The sequence below is a fragment of the Kineococcus sp. NBC_00420 genome (assembly GCF_036021035.1).
GTDB lineage: Bacteria > Actinomycetota > Actinomycetes > Actinomycetales > Kineococcaceae > Kineococcus.
In genome coordinates this window covers 3,609,299-3,626,439 of the sequence record NZ_CP107930.1, presented here as the reverse complement: position 1 = coordinate 3,626,439, position 17,141 = coordinate 3,609,299, and the positions used below count along the sequence as shown (strand labels likewise).

At 73.2% G+C, this 17,141-nt stretch carries 20 protein-coding genes; 5 read left to right on the top strand and 15 right to left on the bottom strand.

Going from position 1 to position 17,141, the window contains the following annotated elements; all coding sequences use genetic code 11:
- Window positions 1–91: 91 nt before the first annotated feature.
- Complete coding sequence (locus OG218_RS17850) at window positions 92–2,497, bottom strand: putative bifunctional diguanylate cyclase/phosphodiesterase (protein ID WP_328294577.1); 2,406 nt, start codon at window positions 2,495–2,497, stop codon at window positions 92–94.
- Window positions 2,498–2,703: 206 nt separating this feature from the next.
- On the opposite strand from OG218_RS17850, the gene menE reads away from it, so the two are divergent.
- From menE to OG218_RS17825, 5 genes are read left to right on the top strand one after another with little or no spacing between them, the layout of a single operon-like run.
- Window positions 2,704–3,867: an o-succinylbenzoate--CoA ligase gene (gene menE / locus OG218_RS17845; RefSeq protein WP_328294576.1), complete on the top strand. Its 1,164-nt coding sequence runs from the start codon at window positions 2,704–2,706 to the stop codon at window positions 3,865–3,867.
- Between the two features lie 48 nt (window positions 3,868–3,915).
- Window positions 3,916–4,167, top strand: a complete 252-nt coding sequence (locus tag OG218_RS17840) for a PLD nuclease N-terminal domain-containing protein (RefSeq protein WP_328294575.1) — start codon at window positions 3,916–3,918, stop codon at window positions 4,165–4,167.
- A gap of 58 nt (window positions 4,168–4,225) precedes the next feature.
- Complete coding sequence (locus OG218_RS17835) at window positions 4,226–5,146, top strand: 1,4-dihydroxy-2-naphthoate polyprenyltransferase (RefSeq protein WP_328294574.1); 921 nt, start codon at window positions 4,226–4,228, stop codon at window positions 5,144–5,146.
- A gap of 24 nt (window positions 5,147–5,170) precedes the next feature.
- Window positions 5,171–5,476 carry a hypothetical protein gene (locus OG218_RS17830; RefSeq protein WP_328294573.1) on the top strand — a complete coding sequence of 102 codons (306 nt, stop codon included), beginning with the start codon at window positions 5,171–5,173 and terminating at the stop codon, window positions 5,474–5,476.
- 5 nt (window positions 5,477–5,481) lie between these two features.
- Window positions 5,482–6,588, top strand: a complete 1,107-nt coding sequence (locus tag OG218_RS17825; RefSeq protein WP_328294572.1) for an alcohol dehydrogenase catalytic domain-containing protein — start codon at window positions 5,482–5,484, stop codon at window positions 6,586–6,588.
- Between the two features lie 66 nt (window positions 6,589–6,654).
- On the opposite strand, the gene OG218_RS17820 is transcribed toward OG218_RS17825, so the two are convergent.
- The 14 genes from OG218_RS17820 to OG218_RS17755 all read right to left on the bottom strand — a co-directional run bounded on the left by OG218_RS17820 (window position 6,655) and on the right by OG218_RS17755 (window position 17,126).
- Window positions 6,655–6,936 carry a DUF4229 domain-containing protein gene (locus tag OG218_RS17820; RefSeq protein ID WP_328294571.1) on the bottom strand — a complete coding sequence of 94 codons (282 nt, stop codon included), beginning with the start codon at window positions 6,934–6,936 and terminating at the stop codon, window positions 6,655–6,657.
- A gap of 3 nt (window positions 6,937–6,939) precedes the next feature.
- A complete protein-coding gene (gene ccsB, locus OG218_RS17815) occupies window positions 6,940–7,941 on the bottom strand; it encodes a c-type cytochrome biogenesis protein CcsB (RefSeq protein ID WP_328294570.1) in 1,002 nt (333 codons plus the stop codon).
- The gene (resB, locus tag OG218_RS17810; RefSeq protein ID WP_328294569.1) at window positions 7,938–9,677 is read right to left on the bottom strand and encodes a cytochrome c biogenesis protein ResB; all 1,740 of its coding nucleotides are present in this window, start codon (window positions 9,675–9,677) and stop codon (window positions 7,938–7,940) included. Before resB ends, ccsB begins: the two co-directional genes overlap by 4 nt.
- Window positions 9,677–10,420 (bottom strand): cytochrome c biogenesis CcdA family protein, encoded by a 744-nt coding sequence (locus tag OG218_RS17805; protein ID WP_328294568.1) that lies wholly within the window; start codon window positions 10,418–10,420, stop codon window positions 9,677–9,679. Before OG218_RS17805 ends, resB begins: the two co-directional genes overlap by 1 nt.
- Window positions 10,417–11,037: a TlpA family protein disulfide reductase gene (locus OG218_RS17800; protein ID WP_328296259.1), complete on the bottom strand. Its 621-nt coding sequence runs from the start codon at window positions 11,035–11,037 to the stop codon at window positions 10,417–10,419. Before OG218_RS17800 ends, OG218_RS17805 begins: the two co-directional genes overlap by 4 nt.
- Window positions 11,037–11,687, bottom strand: a complete 651-nt coding sequence (locus OG218_RS17795; protein WP_328294567.1) for a histidine phosphatase family protein — start codon at window positions 11,685–11,687, stop codon at window positions 11,037–11,039. Before OG218_RS17795 ends, OG218_RS17800 begins: the two co-directional genes overlap by 1 nt.
- The gene (hemL, locus tag OG218_RS17790) at window positions 11,684–13,030 is read right to left on the bottom strand and encodes a glutamate-1-semialdehyde 2,1-aminomutase (RefSeq protein WP_328294566.1); all 1,347 of its coding nucleotides are present in this window, start codon (window positions 13,028–13,030) and stop codon (window positions 11,684–11,686) included. Before hemL ends, OG218_RS17795 begins: the two co-directional genes overlap by 4 nt.
- Window positions 13,031–13,172: 142 nt before the next feature.
- Complete coding sequence (locus tag OG218_RS17785; RefSeq protein ID WP_328294565.1) at window positions 13,173–13,769, bottom strand: hypothetical protein; 597 nt, start codon at window positions 13,767–13,769, stop codon at window positions 13,173–13,175.
- A gap of 95 nt (window positions 13,770–13,864) precedes the next feature.
- A complete protein-coding gene (locus tag OG218_RS17780) occupies window positions 13,865–14,293 on the bottom strand; it encodes a VOC family protein (RefSeq protein ID WP_328294564.1) in 429 nt (142 codons plus the stop codon).
- A 20-nt stretch (window positions 14,294–14,313) separates the two neighbouring features.
- Window positions 14,314–14,724 (bottom strand): helix-turn-helix transcriptional regulator, encoded by a 411-nt coding sequence (locus OG218_RS17775; RefSeq protein WP_328296258.1) that lies wholly within the window; start codon window positions 14,722–14,724, stop codon window positions 14,314–14,316.
- A 73-nt stretch (window positions 14,725–14,797) separates the two neighbouring features.
- Window positions 14,798–15,448, bottom strand: coding sequence for a restriction endonuclease (locus tag OG218_RS17770; protein ID WP_328294563.1), 651 nt, complete (start codon window positions 15,446–15,448; stop codon window positions 14,798–14,800).
- Between the two features lie 147 nt (window positions 15,449–15,595).
- The gene (locus OG218_RS17765; protein WP_328294562.1) at window positions 15,596–16,243 is read right to left on the bottom strand and encodes a nucleotidyl transferase AbiEii/AbiGii toxin family protein; all 648 of its coding nucleotides are present in this window, start codon (window positions 16,241–16,243) and stop codon (window positions 15,596–15,598) included.
- Window positions 16,240–16,578 carry a hypothetical protein gene (locus tag OG218_RS17760; RefSeq protein WP_328294561.1) on the bottom strand — a complete coding sequence of 113 codons (339 nt, stop codon included), beginning with the start codon at window positions 16,576–16,578 and terminating at the stop codon, window positions 16,240–16,242. The genes OG218_RS17765 and OG218_RS17760 overlap by 4 nt, the downstream gene beginning before the upstream one ends.
- On the bottom strand, window positions 16,575–17,126 hold the full coding sequence (locus OG218_RS17755; protein ID WP_328294560.1) for a hypothetical protein: 552 nt from the start codon (window positions 17,124–17,126) through the stop codon (window positions 16,575–16,577). The genes OG218_RS17760 and OG218_RS17755 overlap by 4 nt, the downstream gene beginning before the upstream one ends.
- Window positions 17,127–17,141 lie beyond the last annotated feature (15 nt).

The window sequence follows — 17,141 nt, the reverse complement described above, 5'->3', positions numbered from 1 at the left end:
GTACCCGGTCCATCGTCCCCGAGGTGATCGACCGGCCGGATGCTGTCCTGGAGGAACTACCCCTGGACGGCGGAACCCACACCCGTGGGCGTCACGCGCTGAGCGGGCGGGCCACCGGACCGGCCAGCACGTCCTGGATGTCCTCCAGCGCCAGTGGCCGGCAGTACAGGTGACCCTGGGCGAGCTGGCAGCCCATCTCACGCAGGATCTCGGCCTGCTCCGCGTGCTCGACGCCCTCGGCCACGATCGTCAGACCCAGCGCCTGACCCATCTTGACCATGCCCTCGACCAGCGCGCGGGCGGTGGGCTCGGTCGCGATGTCCCGGACGAAGCTGCGGTCGATCTTGAACGAGGAGAACGGCCGGTGCCGCAGGTAGCCGAGCGAGGAGAAACCCGTCCCGAAGTCGTCGATGGTGAGCTGGGCGCCGGTCTCGGCGAGGTCGCGCAACCGGCCGACGGTGTCGTCGTCGATCATGACGCTCTCGGTCATCTCCAGGTGCAGCCGGCAGCCGCTGGACGCCGTCTGGCGCACCGCGGCGGCCACCCGCTCGGTGAAGTCGGGGTGACGCAGCTGCACGGGCGAGACGTTGACCATCAGGTCGAGACGACGCCCGGCGTGCTGCTGGATCGCCGCGGAGTCCCGGGCGACCTGGCGCAGCACCGAGTCGCCGATGGCCACGACGGTGCCGGAACGTTCGGCCAGGCCGATGAACTCGTCGGGGCCGACGAGGGGCTCGACCGCTCCACCCCGGTCGCGCCGCCAGCGGACGAGCGCCTCGAGCCCGACGATCCGGCTCGCGGGGTCGACGCTGTGCAGGTCCACGATCGGCTGGTAGTGCACGACGAAGGCCTCGGCCGGCGCCTGCTGGAGGTCCTCGATGACCTGCAGGCGGGCGATCTCCTCCTCCAGCAGCTCCGGGCGGAACTCCACCCAGCGGTTCTTGCCGGTGGCCTTCGCCCGGTACATGGCGGTGTCGGCGTTGCGCAGCAGGGTGCCGACGTCGTCGCCGGGACGGGCGCGGGAGAGGCCGATGCTGCCCTGGACGCGCAGGACGTGCCCGCGCATCCGGACCTCGACGCGCAGGGCCACGAGGACCCGGCGGCACAGTCCCTCGACGTCGAGGCAGTCCGGCAGCAGGACGGCGAACTCGTCGCCGCCGAGACGGGCGACGGTGCTGCCCCCGCGCAGGGTGTCGCGCAGGCGGGACCCGACCAGGCGGAGGAGTTCGTCGCCGGCGTCGTGGCCGAAGCGGTCGTTGACCCCCTTGAAGCCGTCGAGGTCGAGGTAGAGGACGACGAGCCGGTCGAGACGTTCGGCCGCCCGCGCGCGCTCGAGCTCCTGGGCGAGGCGTTCGGAGAACTGCAGCCGGTTCGGCAGGCCGGTGACGACGTCGCGGCGGGCGAGCCCGTGCATCTCCTCGCTGGCGCTGACGCGGAAGAACGCGGCCTCGCCGACGGAGGCCAGGGCCTCCAGCGCCTTCTCGTCGGAGGCGCGCTGGGTGGAGTCCCGGCGACGGGGGACGGTGATGTAGAGCACGACGCCGTCGCCGGCGACGACGGGGACACCGATCTCGTCCTCGCCGGGTCCGACCGAGCGCACCATCGCGGCGGGGGTGCCGGCGACCATCCGGGCGTGCTTCTGCAACGCGCGGGCGAGGTCGGCGCGCCGACCCTGGGTGTGCAGGGCGGTGGCGGCCTCGAAGAGCGCCTCGCTGCGCCGGGCGACGTCACGGGTCATGCGCATGGCGCGGGTCGCCACCATCGTCACGATCATCGGGATGACCAGCAGCACCGCCGCCCACGGCTCGAGCCGGGACTCGACGAGTCCGCCGAGGTAGCCGAGCCCACCGACGGCGACGCTGGTGCCGACGGCCAGCCAGGCCCCGGTGTGCAGCAGCTCGGCCTTGATCGAGGTCCGTTCCTGGATGGCGACCGACACGGCGGAGACGGCGACGTCGAGGGTGAAGACGGCGACGACGGCGGCCGCGACGGCGAGGAGTTCCGCGCCGGTCATGTCGAGCCGAATGGCCCGGGGCTCACCCGCATCGCTGCTGAGCCGGTTGGCCGCTCCACCGGCGTGGAGCAGGTGCAGGACGAGCAGGGCCGTCGGCAGGAAGAGGACGCCGATGCTCGCGTTGTAGACGCGGCTGACCCAGCTCTTCTTCTGCAGCAGGTTCGTGGGGATGACGCACAGGCACCAGGTGAGGGCCACGGTCGCGGGGTCGGCGAAGCAGAGCAGGAAGATCAGCACACCGACGTCGAACTGGACCTCGATGCCGGCGTGACGGGTGTTGATCTGGAACGGGAAGCGGGTCAGCAACTGCATCAGGGGCAGCCCGATGACCACGCAGAGGACGAGGTCCTTCCAGTCGGGCCCACCGCCCGCCTGCCCGAAGTGGACGGCCGCGACCACGGTCGTGACGAGCGCCGCCAGGGTGACGACGCCGTCGTAGACCACGCTGGCCACCGGGCGACGGTCACGCACGCCACTGCTCATCCGTCACCTCCTCCAGCTCGCCAGGACGGGCCACATCCTGACACTCCGAGACCGCTTGGTCACGCTCGAAGGAGAATCAGTAGATCGTTCCACCTGAACGGAGCAGCTCCACACCGCCCCCGACCTGCACAGACTTACACACAGCGAGGATTACGGTACGCCGAGTAGTTTCTCGTGAGCACCGACCCGGGCTCTACCCTGCGCTCGTGCGTGCGCTGCGTCCCCTGCCCGTCCCCACCGGGGACGCCGTCCTCGAGCTGCTGCCCCTGCTGGCCACCGCTCTCGCCGGCGAGCTCCCCGACGCCCTGCACCCGCACGCCGTCGGCACCGGTCCGCACCCCTCGCTGCGCACCGGGACCCCCCTGGCCCCCGGCGAGGACGACCCGGACGACCCCACGGCCGTCGTCGTCGCGACGTCCGGCTCCACCGGGACCCCCAAGGGCGCGCTGCTGCCGGCCGGTGCGCTGCGTGCCTCCGCCGCCGCCACCGCGCAGCGCCTCGCCCCCGGCGACGGTCGTCAGCAGTGGGTCCTGGCCCTGCCCGCCCACCACGTCGCCGGTCTGCAGGTCCTGCTCCGCTCCGTCCGGGCCGGCACCGAGCCCGTCGTGCTCGCCCCGGGCCCCTTCACGGCCGAGGCCTTCGTCGCCGCGACCACCGCGACCACCGGGACACACCTCCTCACCTCCCTCGTCCCCACCCAGCTCGTGCGCCTGCTCGACGCCGGTGAGGAGGCCCGCGCCGCCCTCGCCCGCTACCGCGCCGTCCTCGTCGGCTCGGCCGCCACCCCGACCGCGCTGCTCGAGCGGGCCCGGGCCGCGGGGATCCGGGTCGTGACGACGTACGGCTCCTCGGAGACCAGCGGCGGGTGCGTCTACGACGGCGTCCCGCTGCCCGGGGTCGTCCCCGCGCTCGAGGACGGCCGGCTCACCCTCACCGGGCCGGTGCTGGCCCGCGGGTACCGCGGGATGCCCGGGCACGCCGCCTTCGCCGGGGGCGCCTTCCGCACCGACGACACCGCCGTCCTCGAGGGCGGCCGGGTCCGCGTGCTCGGCCGGGTCGACGACCTCATCACCACCGGCGGGCTGAAGGTGGCCCCGGGCCTGGTCGAGGAGGCGCTCACCGGGCTGGCGGGGGTGGGCGAGGTCGTCGTCGTGGGCGTCCCCGACCCCGAGTGGGGTCAGCGGATCGTCGCGGTGATCGTGGCGAGCGGGACGGCACCGTCGCTGGAGCAGGTCCGGGCCCGGGTCAGTGCGGTCGTGGCCCGCCACGCCGCCCCCCGGCAACTGCTGCTGCTCGAGGAGCTCCCGCTGCGCGGGCCCGGCAAACCCGACCGCACCCGGCTGCGCGAACTCGCCGGCGGCGCCCCCTGACGAGAGCGCACCGACGAGCGTGGCTGGTCATCGGTGCGATCCTGTGGCATGCGCTCCGTCCTGCCGGCCCTCCTCGTCCTGGCGTTGACCGTCTACTGCGTCGTGAGCATCGTGCAGGCCCCGGACGGGGCGGTCCGCAACCTGCCGAAGTGGGGCTGGCTGCTGCTGGTGCTCTTCTTCCCCCTCGCGGGCGGACTGGCCTACCTCCTCGCCGGCCGGCCGATCGGCCCCGCCGGGTCCCGGCCCCGGCCGGCCCCGCGCGGCCCGGACGACGACGAGGACTTCCTGCGCAGGCTGTGACCGCACGCGGGTGACCCGGCGCGCCCCTCCACCGCCGCGCTTGGCACGATTGACCCTCGTGTCGGACCCCGCTGAACTGCCCCTCCCCTCCTCCCCCGTGACGCACCGACGCGCCACCCCCGCGCAGTGGGCCGCCGCGGCTCGTCCGCGCACGCTGCCCGCCGCCATCACCCCCGTGCTCGTCGGCACCGGGTCCGCCGCCGCCCTGGACGGGGTGGACTGGCTCACCGCCGTCCTGGCCCTGCTCGTCTCCCTCGCCCTGCAGGTCGGCGTCAACTACGCCAACGACTACTCCGACGGGATCCGCGGCACCGACACCGACCGGGTCGGCCCCTTCCGCCTCGTCGGGTCCGGGTCCGCCGAACCCCGCCACGTGCGGGACGCGGCCTTCCTCTGCTTCGCGCTCGCCGCGCTCGCCGGTCTCGTCGTCGTCGCCGTCTCCGGGCACTGGTGGCTGCTCCTCGTGGGGGCGGCCAGCGTCGCCGCCGCCTGGTACTACACCGGAGGCAAGCGCCCCTACGGCTACGCGGGCCTCGGCGAGGTCTTCGTCTTCGTCTTCTTCGGCCTCGTCGCCGTGATGGGCACGACCTACGTCCAGGCCGGCCGCGTCGACGGGACCTCCGTCGCGGGCGCGTTCTGCGTCGGCTTCCTGGCCTGCGCGATCCTCGTCGCCAACAACCTGCGCGACGTCCCGACCGACACCGTCGCCGGCAAGCACACCCTGGCCGTCCGGATCGGCGAGGCGAACTCCCGCCGCCTGTACGCGGCGCTCGTCGTCGGGGCGTTCGTGGCGGCCCTGCTGACCGTGCCCTGGCACCCGTGGGTCCTCCTCGTCCTGCTCGCCGGGGTCCTCGCCCAGCGTCCGCTGCGGACCGTCCTGGGCGGAGCGACCGGCCGCGACCTCATCCCCGTCCTCAAGGGCACCGGCCTGCTCGAACTGCTGACGGGGGCCCTGCTGGCCCTCGGACTGGCGCTCTGAGCCCGTTCGCGCGACAGTGCGCCCATGAGTGACAACCACGGCGTGATCGACGTCAGCGCCGACGGTGAGCACCGCTACGCCGCGGTCCTCACCACGGCGGCCGGGACCCGCACCGAGCACCTGGTGACCTCCGACACCGCCCTGCTCGAGAAGCTGCAGGCGACCAGCGCGGACGAGCCCTTCCTGGTCCGCCGCGTCCTCGAGGTGCTGCTGCAGGCCGAGGAGGCCGCCGAGGAGGCGGGCCACCTGCCGGCCCTGCCGACCGTCATCGACCTGACCGCGCTCGACGCGGAGCGGCCCGACCTGCTGGCGAGCATCCCGCTGCGCTGAGCGCCGTGAGGATCCGCGGGGCGGTGCTGGAGGAGATCGGGCGCGAGCGCCCCTACGCCACGAGCCGGCCGCTGACCATCAGCGAGCTGGAGCTGTCCGACCCCGGGCCCGGCGAAGTCCTGGTGCGGATGGAGGCGGCGGGGCTCTGCCACTCCGACCTCAGCGTCGTCGACGGCAACCGGGTCCGCCCGGTGCCGATGCTGCTGGGGCACGAGGCGGCCGGGCGGGTGCAGGCCCTCGGCCCGGGGGTGGCGGACCTGCGCGTCGGCCAGCGCGTCGTCATGGTCTTCCTGCCCCGCTGCGAGGAGTGCGCCGGCTGCGCCACCGACGGGCGGATGCCCTGCGCGCCGGGGACGGCGGCCAACAACGCCGGGGAACTGCTGGGCGGCGGCACCCGCCTGCACCGCGACGGGGAACCCGTCGCCCACCACCTGGGCGTCTCGGCCTTCGCCACCCACGCCGTCGTGGACCGCCGCTCGGTGGTCGCGGTGCCCGACGAGGTACCGCCCGAGGTCGCCGCCGTGCTCGGCTGCGCCGTCCTCACCGGCGGGGGCGCCGTCGTCAACGCCGGGGCGTGGGGGCCGGGGCAGACCCTCGCCGTGGTCGGTCTCGGCGGGGTCGGGATGGCCGCCCTGCTCACCGCGGTCGGGCTGGGCCACGGCCCCGTGATCGGCGTCGACGCGGTGCCGGCGAAGCTGGAGCGGGCGCTGGCGCTGGGGGCCGTGGCGGCGTGGTCACCGGCCGACGCGCTGGCGGCCGGGGTCAGCGCCGACGTCGTGGTGGAGGCCGCGGGGCACCCGACGGCCTTCGAGACCGCCGTGGAGCTGACCGCCCCGGGCGGGCGGACGGTGACGGTGGGCCTGCCCAGCCCCACCGCCCGCTCCTCGATCTCCCCGCTGGGGCTGGTCGCGCAGGCCCGCAGCATCGTCGGCAGCTACCTCGGCTCGGCCGTCCCCGCGCGCGACGTCCCCCGCTACGCGCAGCTCTACCTGGACGGGGCGCTGCCGGTCGAGGAGCTGGTGACGCGACGGATCGCCCTCGACGACGTCAACGAGGCCCTCGACGAGCTCGCCGAGGGGCGGGCCGTGCGGCAGGTGATCGTCTTCGACTAGACGCACGAGCGCCCCGCCGGGAGTCCCGGCGGGGCGCTCGGAGAGGCGGGCAGGCAGCCCCGCGGTTCAGTCCTCGGCGGCGTTGTCCTCGTCGAGGCCGCGGCGGAAGCGCGACGTCGTCCCGGTGCCGTTCTGCCGGGAGTCGATCCGGCCGTCGATGCGTCGCTGCAGCGCCTCGGCCATCTGCTCGCGCTGGCGGCGCAGCAGGAGCAGCGACAGCAGGACCGAGACGACGGCCGCGATGAGCAGCGCCAGCCACCCCACGGCCCCCACGGCGCGCGCCACGATGAGGCAGACGGCGAAGATGCCGAGCCGCAGGGCGGTGTAGCGCAGCGTCACCCCACCCACGGCTCAGACCCCCGCGTAGGAGTGCAGGCCGGGGAAGAAGATGTTCACCACGAGGTAGTTGAAGAGCATGCAGGCGAAGCCGAGGACCGAGAGCCAGGCGGCACGGCGGCCGTTCCAGCCCCGGGTCGCGCGGGCGTGCAGGTAGGTGGCGTAGACGACCCAGATGACGAACGTCCACACCTCCTTGGAGTCCCAGTTCCAGTAGCGGTTCCAGGCGACCTGGGCCCACACGGCACCGGCGATGAGGGTGAACGTCCACATCACGAACGCGACGGCGTTGAGGCGGAACGCGGTGCGCTCCAGCTCCACCGATCCGGGGAGGGCGTCCATGAAGGCCCCACCGGGACGCCCGCCCGCGGCCTTCACGCGGTCGCGCTTCTCCTGGACCAGCTGCAGCACCGTCGCGGAGAAGCCGAGGGTGGAGAGCGCGGTCGCCAGGATCGCGACGAAGACGTGGATGATCAGCCAGTAGCTGTCGAGCGCGGGGACGAGCTGGGCGGCCTGGACGTAGAACGAGCGCAACGCGATCCCGAGGGTCGCGAGGATCGGTCCGGTGACGAAGGTGCCCAGGTAGCGGGCGTCGCGGCCCCCGCCCAGGCCCGCGCGGTGCGCGCGCCCGACGGCGACGAGGTAGCCGAGGGCCACGATGAGGGTGCCGGTGAGGGCGAACTCGAACATGTTGCCCCAGGGCACCCGGTGCACCGAGACCCCGCGGGAGACGACCGCACCCAGGTGCAGCAGGGTCGCGACGGTGAACAGCGAGGTCCCCACCGCGGCCGCGCGACGACGCCGGGCCGTAACGGGCTTCTCCAGGGTGGTCGTGCCACCCCCGCCGGCCGTGGCGGCCGTGGCGGTGGCGGCGGTGCGCCGGGCCTCGCGCGCCTTGATGACCTGGCCGCCCTCGGCGAGGTCGGCGGCGTAGGCGATGAAGGAGAAGAGGTAGGCGCTCATCGCGCCGTAGAGCAGCACGTTGCTGATCTGGGCGACGTTCTCGTCGACGGTCACGGGGTCTCCTCGGGAGCGTGCACTGAAGGCTCATGGTCCCCCACCGGGGGGTCTGCTGGCGATTCGCCGGGAGGCTCGGGCTCACCGAGGACCTCGCGCAGGCGCGCCAGGACGCCGTCGACCTCCTCGGCCAGACCCGCGTCGTTGCCGCGGGCCAGACCACCGACGGTGACGACGGTGCCCGCCGCCCCTGACTCACCGCTGCGGACCGCTTTGACCCACACCCGACGCCGGGGCAGGAACAGCGACAGGATCAGCCCGAGCGTGGCGAGCAGCGCGAAGACGAGCGCCGCGCTCTGACCCGGGGTGGAGCGGACGTCGAGGGAGGCGAAGCGCTCGATGCCCTGGAACTCGACGGAGCCGAGCCCGTTCGGCAGCTGGACCGTCGTGCCTGGTCTCATCTGCAGCGCCACGGCCTGGCCGTCGTCGCCGACGACCTGGGTCATCGCGCTGGTGTCGAGGGTGTAGACGTTCTGCGCGACCCCGCTGTCGATCCCCAGGTCGCCGGTCCAGACCTTCGCGATGAGGACCGGGTTGACGGTGTCCGGGAACTTCGAGACCGGCGTGCCGGCCGCGTCGGTGGTGGCCGTCGGCAGGAACACGCCCTGGACCGCCAGCTGCACCGGGGCCCCGTTCGCGTCGACGGCGTCCGGCACCTTCACGACGCCGGTCGAGTCGTAGTTCGCGGTCTGCGGCAGGAACGGCGTCGGGCCGTCGGCGACGACGTCGCCCTTCCCGTCGCGGACGACGATGACCGGGGCGTAGCCGTTGCCGGACAGCGAGATCTGGGTCTGCCCGACCTTCGCCGGGTGGTTGACCTTGATCGTCTCCTGCTTCGGCGTCGCCCCCGGTTCGTCGGTCAGCGTGACGTTCGCCGCGAACGTCCGGGGTTCACCGATCTGCGACGTCTGCTGCGCCTCGAAGGACACGTCCATGGAGTCCAGCGACAGCGTGAACGGCGGGACGTCGTCCTCGCTCGTCCCGACCCCGCCGCTGAAGCTGTCGAACGTGGTGCCGACCATCGTGCCGCCGACGGTGACCAGGCGCTGGCCGGAGTAGGAGAACAACGAGCTCGACGCGACCGAGAGCAGCAGGCCGACCAGGGACAGGTGGAAGAGCAGGTTCCCGCTCTCGCGGTGGTGGCCCTTCTCGGCCGCGACCGACCCCTCGCGGCGGTCGACGCGGAAGTGCCGCTTCGCCAGCACCGTCCGGGCAGCGTCGAGGACCTCCTCGGGGGTGGAGCCCACCGTCGAACCGCGGTGCTCGGGCAGGCGTTCCAGCCGCGACGGGGTCCGCGGCGGCCGGGACCGCAGCGCCTTGAGGTGCACACCCGCCCGCGGCAGCACGCATCCGACGAGGGAGATGAACAGCAGCAGGTAGACCGCGGAGAACCAGACCGAGGAGTAGACGTGGAAGCCCTGCAGCCGCTCCACCCACGGGTAGGCCGTGGGGTGGTCGACCTCCCACTGCGCCACGGCGGTGGGGTTGTTGTTCTGCTGCGGGAACGTCGAGCCGGGGACGGCCGCGACGGCCAGCAGCATGAGCAGGAACAGCGCCGTGCGCATGCTCGTCAGCTGCCGCCAGCAGTAGCGCAGGAACTCCAGCGGCTTCAGCTCCGAGGCGAGCTGCGGTTCCTTGCGCTTGCGGCGCCGGGGTGGGGTGACGCCCTCGGCGGTGTCGTTGTCGCGGTACGCGTCGCGGAGGTCGTCGAGGTGGGTCTCGTCGGTACGGGGCATCAGATCACCGGCTGGAAGTTGGAGACGAGGTGGAACTGCACCCAGCTGACCAGCGGCTGGAACTGCTGGGTGACCAGCAGCACCCCGATGGCGATGAGCAGCAACGCCCCGAAGCGGTCGAGGGCGACGCGGTGGCGGCGCAGGACACCGAGGACGCGCATCCCGCGCCCGTAGGCCAGGGCCACGAGGATGAAGGGGATGCCGAGGCCCAGGCAGTAGACGAGTCCGAGGCCCGTGGCGCGGGTGCCGTTCCCCGTGGTGAACGCCATCGCGGAGATCGCCGCGAAGATCGGGCCGATGCAGGGCGTCCAGCCGATCCCGAACAGGAAACCCAGCACGGGGGCGCCGAGGAGTCCCGCCCGTGGCCGCCAGCGGACCTTGACCTCGCGCTGGGCCCACAACGGCGTGAACAGCAGCAGCAGACCGCCGAGCAGGACCACCGCACCGAGCACGCGCTGCAGGCCCCGCTGGTACTCGACCAGGAGGTCTCCCACGGCACCCGCCGTGAAGCTGATGAGGACGAATACGACGGAGAACCCGAGCACGAACAGCAGGGCCCCGAGGAACATCCGCCCGCGGCGCTGCTTCTCGAGGTCTCCCCCGGACAGCCCGGTCACGTAGGCGAGGAACCCCGGTACGAGCGGCAGGACGCACGGGGACAGGAACGACACCAGTCCCGCCAGCGCCGCCAACGGGACCGCCAGCAGCAGCGGCCCGGTCTGCACGTACTCGGGAAGGGTCACGCAGGGGCCCCCGTCGCCGTGGGCGTCGTCCCGTCCGTGGAGGCGGGGGTCGCGCCGGCGTCGTCGAGCATCCCGGTCAGCGTCGACGTCGACACGATCCCCGAGACCCGGGACGCGACGCGACCCTCGGGGTCGAGCACGAGCGTCGTGGGCGTCGCCTGCGGCGAGTACGTCCGCAGCGCGAGCATCGCCGCGCCGGACTTCGCGTCCAGGATCGAGGGGAACGTGATCGAGTGCGACCGCTGGAACGAGGCGGCGACGTCGGCGGTGTCGTAGGTGTTGATGCCGAGGAACTGCACGTCGCGGCCCGAGTACTGCTGCCAGACCGCCTCGAGGTCGGGTGCCTCGGAGCGGCAGGGCGCGCACCCGGCGAACCAGGTGTTCAGGACGACGACCTTGCCGCGGTAGTCCGCGAGGTCGACGGTGTCGCCGTCGACCGTCGTCCCGCTGAACTCGACGGGCTCCTTGCGCTCGTCGGCCTTCCAGTGCACGTAGGAGCCGTCGCCCTCGATGAAGTTCGACCCCTCGGACTTCGGCAGGCCGTCACCGCCCGAGCACGCGGCCAGGCCCAGCGTCGACAACGCCGCCATCCCGAACGCCCTGCGCGAGAGAGTCATCACGCCCCCGGGATCGGGTCGGCGCCGAGCAGCAGGTCGGCGGCGGGTTCGGTGTAGGCGACCGAGACGAGCGTGCGACCGGAGAACTCCAGCGACGTCACCGAGGCCAGGTTGCACTGCCGCTTGCGCGGGTCGTGGAACAGCGGACGCTGCTCGGCCCGCAGCCGCGTCACCCACACCGGCAGCTGGTGGCTGACCAGCACGGACTCCCGGCCCGGGAAGGCGTCCCGGACATCGCGCACGACGGCGCTCATCCGCGCGACCTGCTGCTCGTACGGTTCACCCCAGCTGGGCTGGAACGGGTTCCACAGCCGCGGCCACACCCGCGGGTCGCGGATCGACCCGCGCCCGTCGGTGACGCGGTGGCCCTCGAAGGAGTTCCCGGCCTCGATGAGCCGGGCGTCGGTACCGAGCGCGAGGCCGTGGCGCTGCGCCGTCGGCGTCGCGGTCTCCTGGGCCCGCTGCAACGGCGAGGCCGTCACCGAGGCGACGTCGTGGTCGGCGAAGAACTCCCCCAGCCGCGTCGCCATCGCCTGACCGCGGTCGGAGAGGCGGAAGTGCGGCAACCGGCCGTAGAGGACGCGGTCGGGGTTGTAGACCTCGCCGTGGCGGACGAGGTGGACGGTCGTCCTGCCCTGCGTGCCGGTCACAGCGAACCCGCCCCCTCCGCCGCGGCGCGCGCCGCCGCCGGCAACGCCTCGACGATCCGCCCGAGGGCGGTCTCGTCGTGGCTCGCCGAGAGGAACCACGCCTCGAAGGCGCTCGGCGGCAGGTGGACGCCCTGGTCGAGCATCGAGTGGAAGAAGCCGCGGAAGGCCCCCAGGTCCTGCTGACGGGCCTCGTCGTAGTTCGTGACCGACTCCCGCTCGGTGAAGAAGACGCTGAACATCGACCCCGCCGTGTTCACCAGGTGCGGGACGCCCGCGGCGGACAGGGCGGCGCTCGCGGCCTCGCGGACCGTCGTCGCGTTCGCCTCGACCGCGGCGTAGACCGCGGGGGTGCACGCGCTCAGCGTGGCGAGACCGGCGGCGGTCGCGACGGGGTTCCCGGACAACGTGCCCGCCTGGTAGACGGGACCGGCGGGCGCGAGGTGCGCCATGACGTCGGCGCGGCCACCGAACGCGGCGGCGGGGAAGCCACCGCCCATGACCTTGCCGAAGGTCAGCAGGTCCGGGGCGTGCTCGAGGCCGAGGCCCTCGAAGCCGTACCAGCCCGCCGCGCTGACGCGGAAGCCCGTCATGACCTCGTCGGAGACGAGCAGCGCGCCGTGCTCACGGGTGATCCGGCGCAGCTCGGCCGTGAAGCCGGGCTGCGGGCGGACGACGCCCATGTTCCCGGCGGCGGCCTCGGTGATGACGCACGCGATGCGGTCCCCGTGCTGCCGGAACACCTCCGCGAGCGCCTCGGGGTCGTTGTAGGGCACCACGATCGTGTCCCCGGCGGCGGTCCCCGTCACCCCCGGGGTGTCGGGCAGCGCGAAGGTCGCCAGCCCCGACCCGGCCGAGGCCAGCAGGGCGTCGACGTGACCGTGGTAGTGCCCGGCGAACTTCACGATCACCGGGCGTCCGGTGAACCCGCGGGCGAGGCGGATCGCGCTCATCGTGGCCTCGGTGCCGGAGCTGACCAGGCGCACCTGCTCGACGGGCTCGACGCGGGCGACGATCGCCTCGGCGAGCATCACCTCGCGCTCGGTCGGGGTCCCGAAGGAGAACCCCTGGCGCGCCGCCGCGTCGACCGCCGCGAGCACGTCCGGGTGCGCGTGGCCGAGGATCATCGGCCCCCACGAGCAGAGCAGGTCCACGTACTCGCGACCGTCGGCGTCGGTGAGGTAGGGACCCCGGGCCGAGGCGATGAACCGCGGGGTGCCGCCGACGGCACGGAAGGCCCGCACGGGCGAGTTCACCCCGCCGGGGATGACGGCGGAGGCCCGCTCGAAGAGGGCGGCGGAAACGGGCGCGGCAGGGCTCGTCGGGGCAGGCGTCGGCGCGGTCACGGGCCCCAGTGTCGCAAGGTTCGCGGGATGCGGTCGCCCCAGGGGCGGCTACGACGGCGTGTCGGAGGTCGAGGGTGACCGACCTCACGTCCCCTCACGCAGCACCCACGTGGGTGACGCGTCGCCCGCGCGGAGGGGACGGTCAGGTCCACCACAGGTACCAGCCGTCGCGGCCGGTCCGCCGGCACGTGCGGCGCCGGACGACGTGCGGGCTGCGCGTGGCGTCGTCGAGGCCGAAGGAGGCCTGCACGGAGGCCCAGAAGGCCTGGCACTCGCAGCCGTTCTCCGTGCAGCACGAGTCGTCGTCGACCAGCCGGAACTCGTCGAGCTCGGGGTGGTCGTAGACCACGATCCCCTCGGCGGTGATGCGCTCGTCCTCCCGCGAGGGCGGGACGAGGTAGCCGTGCACCTCGACCTCGCGCGGGTGCCCGACCGCGGCCACCAGCACCGACCCCAGCGACGGGGCGTCGTTCTGCTTGTCGGCCAGCTGCCCGGCCGGCAGCCGCTGCAGGAGCTGAGCGGCGGCCGTCCACGGCAGGTCGCGGTAGCGGACGATGTCGCGGCCGTCGGCGGGCCGGCCGAGGACGTGGGGCTCGAGCACGTCGAGGAGGTCCAGCGTCCAGCTCGGCCTGCCGTCGGCGAGCCGGACCCAGCAGTCCGCGAGCGTCTCGTGCGGGAGGGCGGAGGGGAGGCCGGAGGGGAGTCCGATCAGCGTGCGTGGGCTCGGGTGGATCGTCATGCGCAGAGCCTGCGACGGGCGAGGCACCGGCTCGGGTCCGCGAGCCCGCGCTGTGGACGACCGAGCGCCCCCGGGCCCCTGTGGAGACGGCGGCGTCAGGACCAGCTGGGCGCGTCCGCCAGCGGCTGGTTGAAGCGGAGCTGGTTGCCGGAGGGGTCGCGGACGCCGAAGTCGCGGACCCCGTACTGCTGGTCGACGGGCTCCTGCAGGATCTCCGCGCCGGCGGCGGAGAGCCTGTCGTGCAGGGCGTCGACGTCGTCGGTGGTGAAGATGAGGCGCGAGACGAGGCCCTTGACGAGGAGCTCCGCGATGGCCTCGCGGTCGGCGGGCGACGCGTCCGGCCAGGACTGCGGGGTCTCCAGGACGACGTGCACGTCCGGCTGGTCGGCGGGGGTGACGGTGACCCAGCGCATCCCCTCGTAGGAGACGTCCTGGGTCACCGCGAACCCGAGCAGGTCGCGGTAGAAGGTCAGGGCCTTGTCGTGGTCGTGGACGGTCAGGAGGACGCTGGAGAGGATCACCATGTCCACGACGCTAGGCGCGCTCAGACCCGGCCGGCTTCTCGGATCGTGACCGGTCTGGCCGCCCGGTGCAGCACGCAGCTGGGGATCGACGCCGCGGCGGAGTGGTCGCGGGCCCGGTACGCGCTGGGCGTCTCCCCCACCAGGCGCGTGAACCGGGAGCTGAACGAGCCGAGCGAGGAGCAGCCGACCGCGAAGCAGGCGTCGGTGACCGACACGTCGCCGCGCCGCAACAGCGCCTTGGCCCGCTCGATGCGGCGGGTCATGACGTAGTCGTAGGGCGTCTCGCCGAAGGCGGCGCGGAAGCAGCGGGAGAAGTGCCCGGACGACATCAGCGCCTGCCGGGCCAGCACCGCGACGTCGAGGGGTTGCGCGAAGTCGCGGTCGATCCGGTCGCGGACCTGCCGCAGGCGCACCAGGTCCTCGCGCCGCATCGCCACCGTCCCAGTGTGGCCCGCGGGTCGACGGAAGACCACCGTCCCGCCGACCGGTGACGGGCCGGCGTGATCAGCGCGCGACGGTCTGCACGGCAGCGTCCAGCGCCAGGGACCGCCCCGTCATCCACGTCGCCAGGGCCTCGCGGTCCAGCAGCTGCACGCCGCTACCGGCGGCCAGGGCGCGGGCCGGACGGGAGTAGGTGCTGGTGGTGACGTAGAGGGCGTGGTCGGCGCGGTGGTGGTGGAAGACGGTGCCCAGGAACCGCTGCAGGTCGGGAGAGCCGACGGCCCGGTCGGTGTAGCGCTTGCACTGCACCACCAGCAGCGACCCGTCGCCGGGGTGGCGGGCGGTGACGTCGGCGCCCAGGTCACCGGAACCACCGGAGACGGTGACCTGGCGCCAGCCGTCACGGCGCAGGAGCCGGGCGACGAGCTGCTCGAAGTCCGCTCCGCTCATCCCGTCGGTGGCGGCGACCTGCTGGTCCAGCCGCGCCTGCCGGGCGGCTCGCCAGCGAGCCCGTCGCCGCAGCACCAGCACCCGCCAGGTGAGCAGCACGACGACGACGGCCCCGGCCAGGGCGAGCACGGGCCACCAGACCGCCAGCCAGGCGCACAACGCGCGCCCCGTGCCGGCGAGCACCAGGAGGGTGAGGAGGGCGAGCTTGGCGGCGTCGTCGCCGTTGCCGGTCGATCGTCCCCGGGTCGAGCGGTTGCGGGCCACAGTGCGGAATCGGTGGAGCAGCGTCGTCGCTGAACGTCCCGTCCCCTGATCGGCTCAGCGCGCCCGGGTCCTCTCGGCGTTCGTCGTCCCGGCATCGAGACGCACAGCAGTCAGAGCGGTGCGAAGCGCAGCATCCGGGCAGGATCGTCAGCCGTGGAGCTGACGAGCCCACGCTCCGAGCCTGTCCTGAACCCCGGACAACTCCTCCTCACCGATGCCGTACTGCTGCACGCGCCGGGGCGTGAGGGTCACCACCAGGCGCAGCTGCTCCGCGAAGAGACGGCGGTCGAAGCCGTCGTCGTGGCTCTGCGCCAAGGCCAGGAGCTCCTCGTCGGAGTACGTGCCCGTCCTGCGGATGGCGTCGACGTCGAGGAAGTCTCGGGCTTCGGCCCGGGAGAACAGGGCGCCCACCTTGTTGGCGACCGCATCGTCCCGGCTCAGCACCGGCCCCACCTCGAGGGTGGTGGCGGGGTGTTCCCGCCAGTCGACGGCGAAGTCGACCTCCAGGACGGCGCCGTCCCCGGCGGACACCTGGAGCCGCGCGAAGAGGTCCGCTCTGCGCACCTCCTCGACGCGGTAGCCCACCGCGCCCAGGGCCGCCGTCCCCGCGTCCACGGCTTCGGCGAACCCGCCGGCGTCGAGGGAATCCGTGAAGAGGTCCACGTCCTCGGTCGGCCGCTGGATCATCCTGTGCTCGCGGATGGCGCCCGATCCCGCCAGGACGAAACCGCGATCGGCGGTGGTGGCGAGCAACAACCGCGTGACGTGCCGCTGGTGCGCGAGGAGGTCCGTCAACCGGCCACGTCCGCCGAGACGTCCTGTCCCAGCACCGGGAAGGCGTTCTCCCAGAGCGTCCGGCACCGCACGGGGAGGATCAGGTCAGGCCACACCCGGCTCAGGGTGGCGGCGTCGAGGAGCTCTCGCTGCTGGAGCGCGGTCCCCTCGCGCACGATGGCCTGGTAGCCCCAGACCAGCTCGGCGGGGTCGTCGAGGTTCACCGATCGGCTCGGCCCCCAGTGGATGGAGTGAGGCAGCTCGAGGAGGCCCCCGGAGGGTCCGGTCAGGAGGTTCAACGACGGTGGAAGGTCGTAGGGCACGACGTCCTGGTAGCGGACCCGGGGCGCGTTCACGCCGCCTCACCACCCCGGATGCGCCGGTAGGCCTCCTCGCGCACGAACTCGACGAGCACCGACTGGAAGTCGGGATCGTCGACGTACCGGCTGAACGAGGCCTCGTTCGCGTTCTGCCGATCGATGACGAAGTCGTCGACCCGCTCGTCGAACCGGTACCCGAAGTTCTCCTCGGCGTTCTCCAGCGCCACGGCACGCATCTCCGGGTCCTGGGTGCTGTGCACCACGTACTGCTCGACGAGGAGGGTGTCCGCCTCTCCGAGGTCCGGGCCGAACTTGAAGTTCAGGGCGCTCCTCGTCGACGTACGTGGTGTGCAGCAGGGGTTCGTCGAAACCGGTCTGGTACTTCTCGGCGACGGACCTCCCGCGACGCCGCGGATCGCCCTCTCGACGTCGGCCGCGCGCTCGGACGAGACCGGGCCCACCACGAGCGGGCGGTGACCGAGCTCATCCGGCAGGTACGTGCGGTACGGGCCGGAGCGACGGTCACGGGTCGGTGAGCCCGTCTCCGCGCCCGGAGGCCACGACGCGTCGAGGTAGGTGGCCACAGGCACAACCTTGCA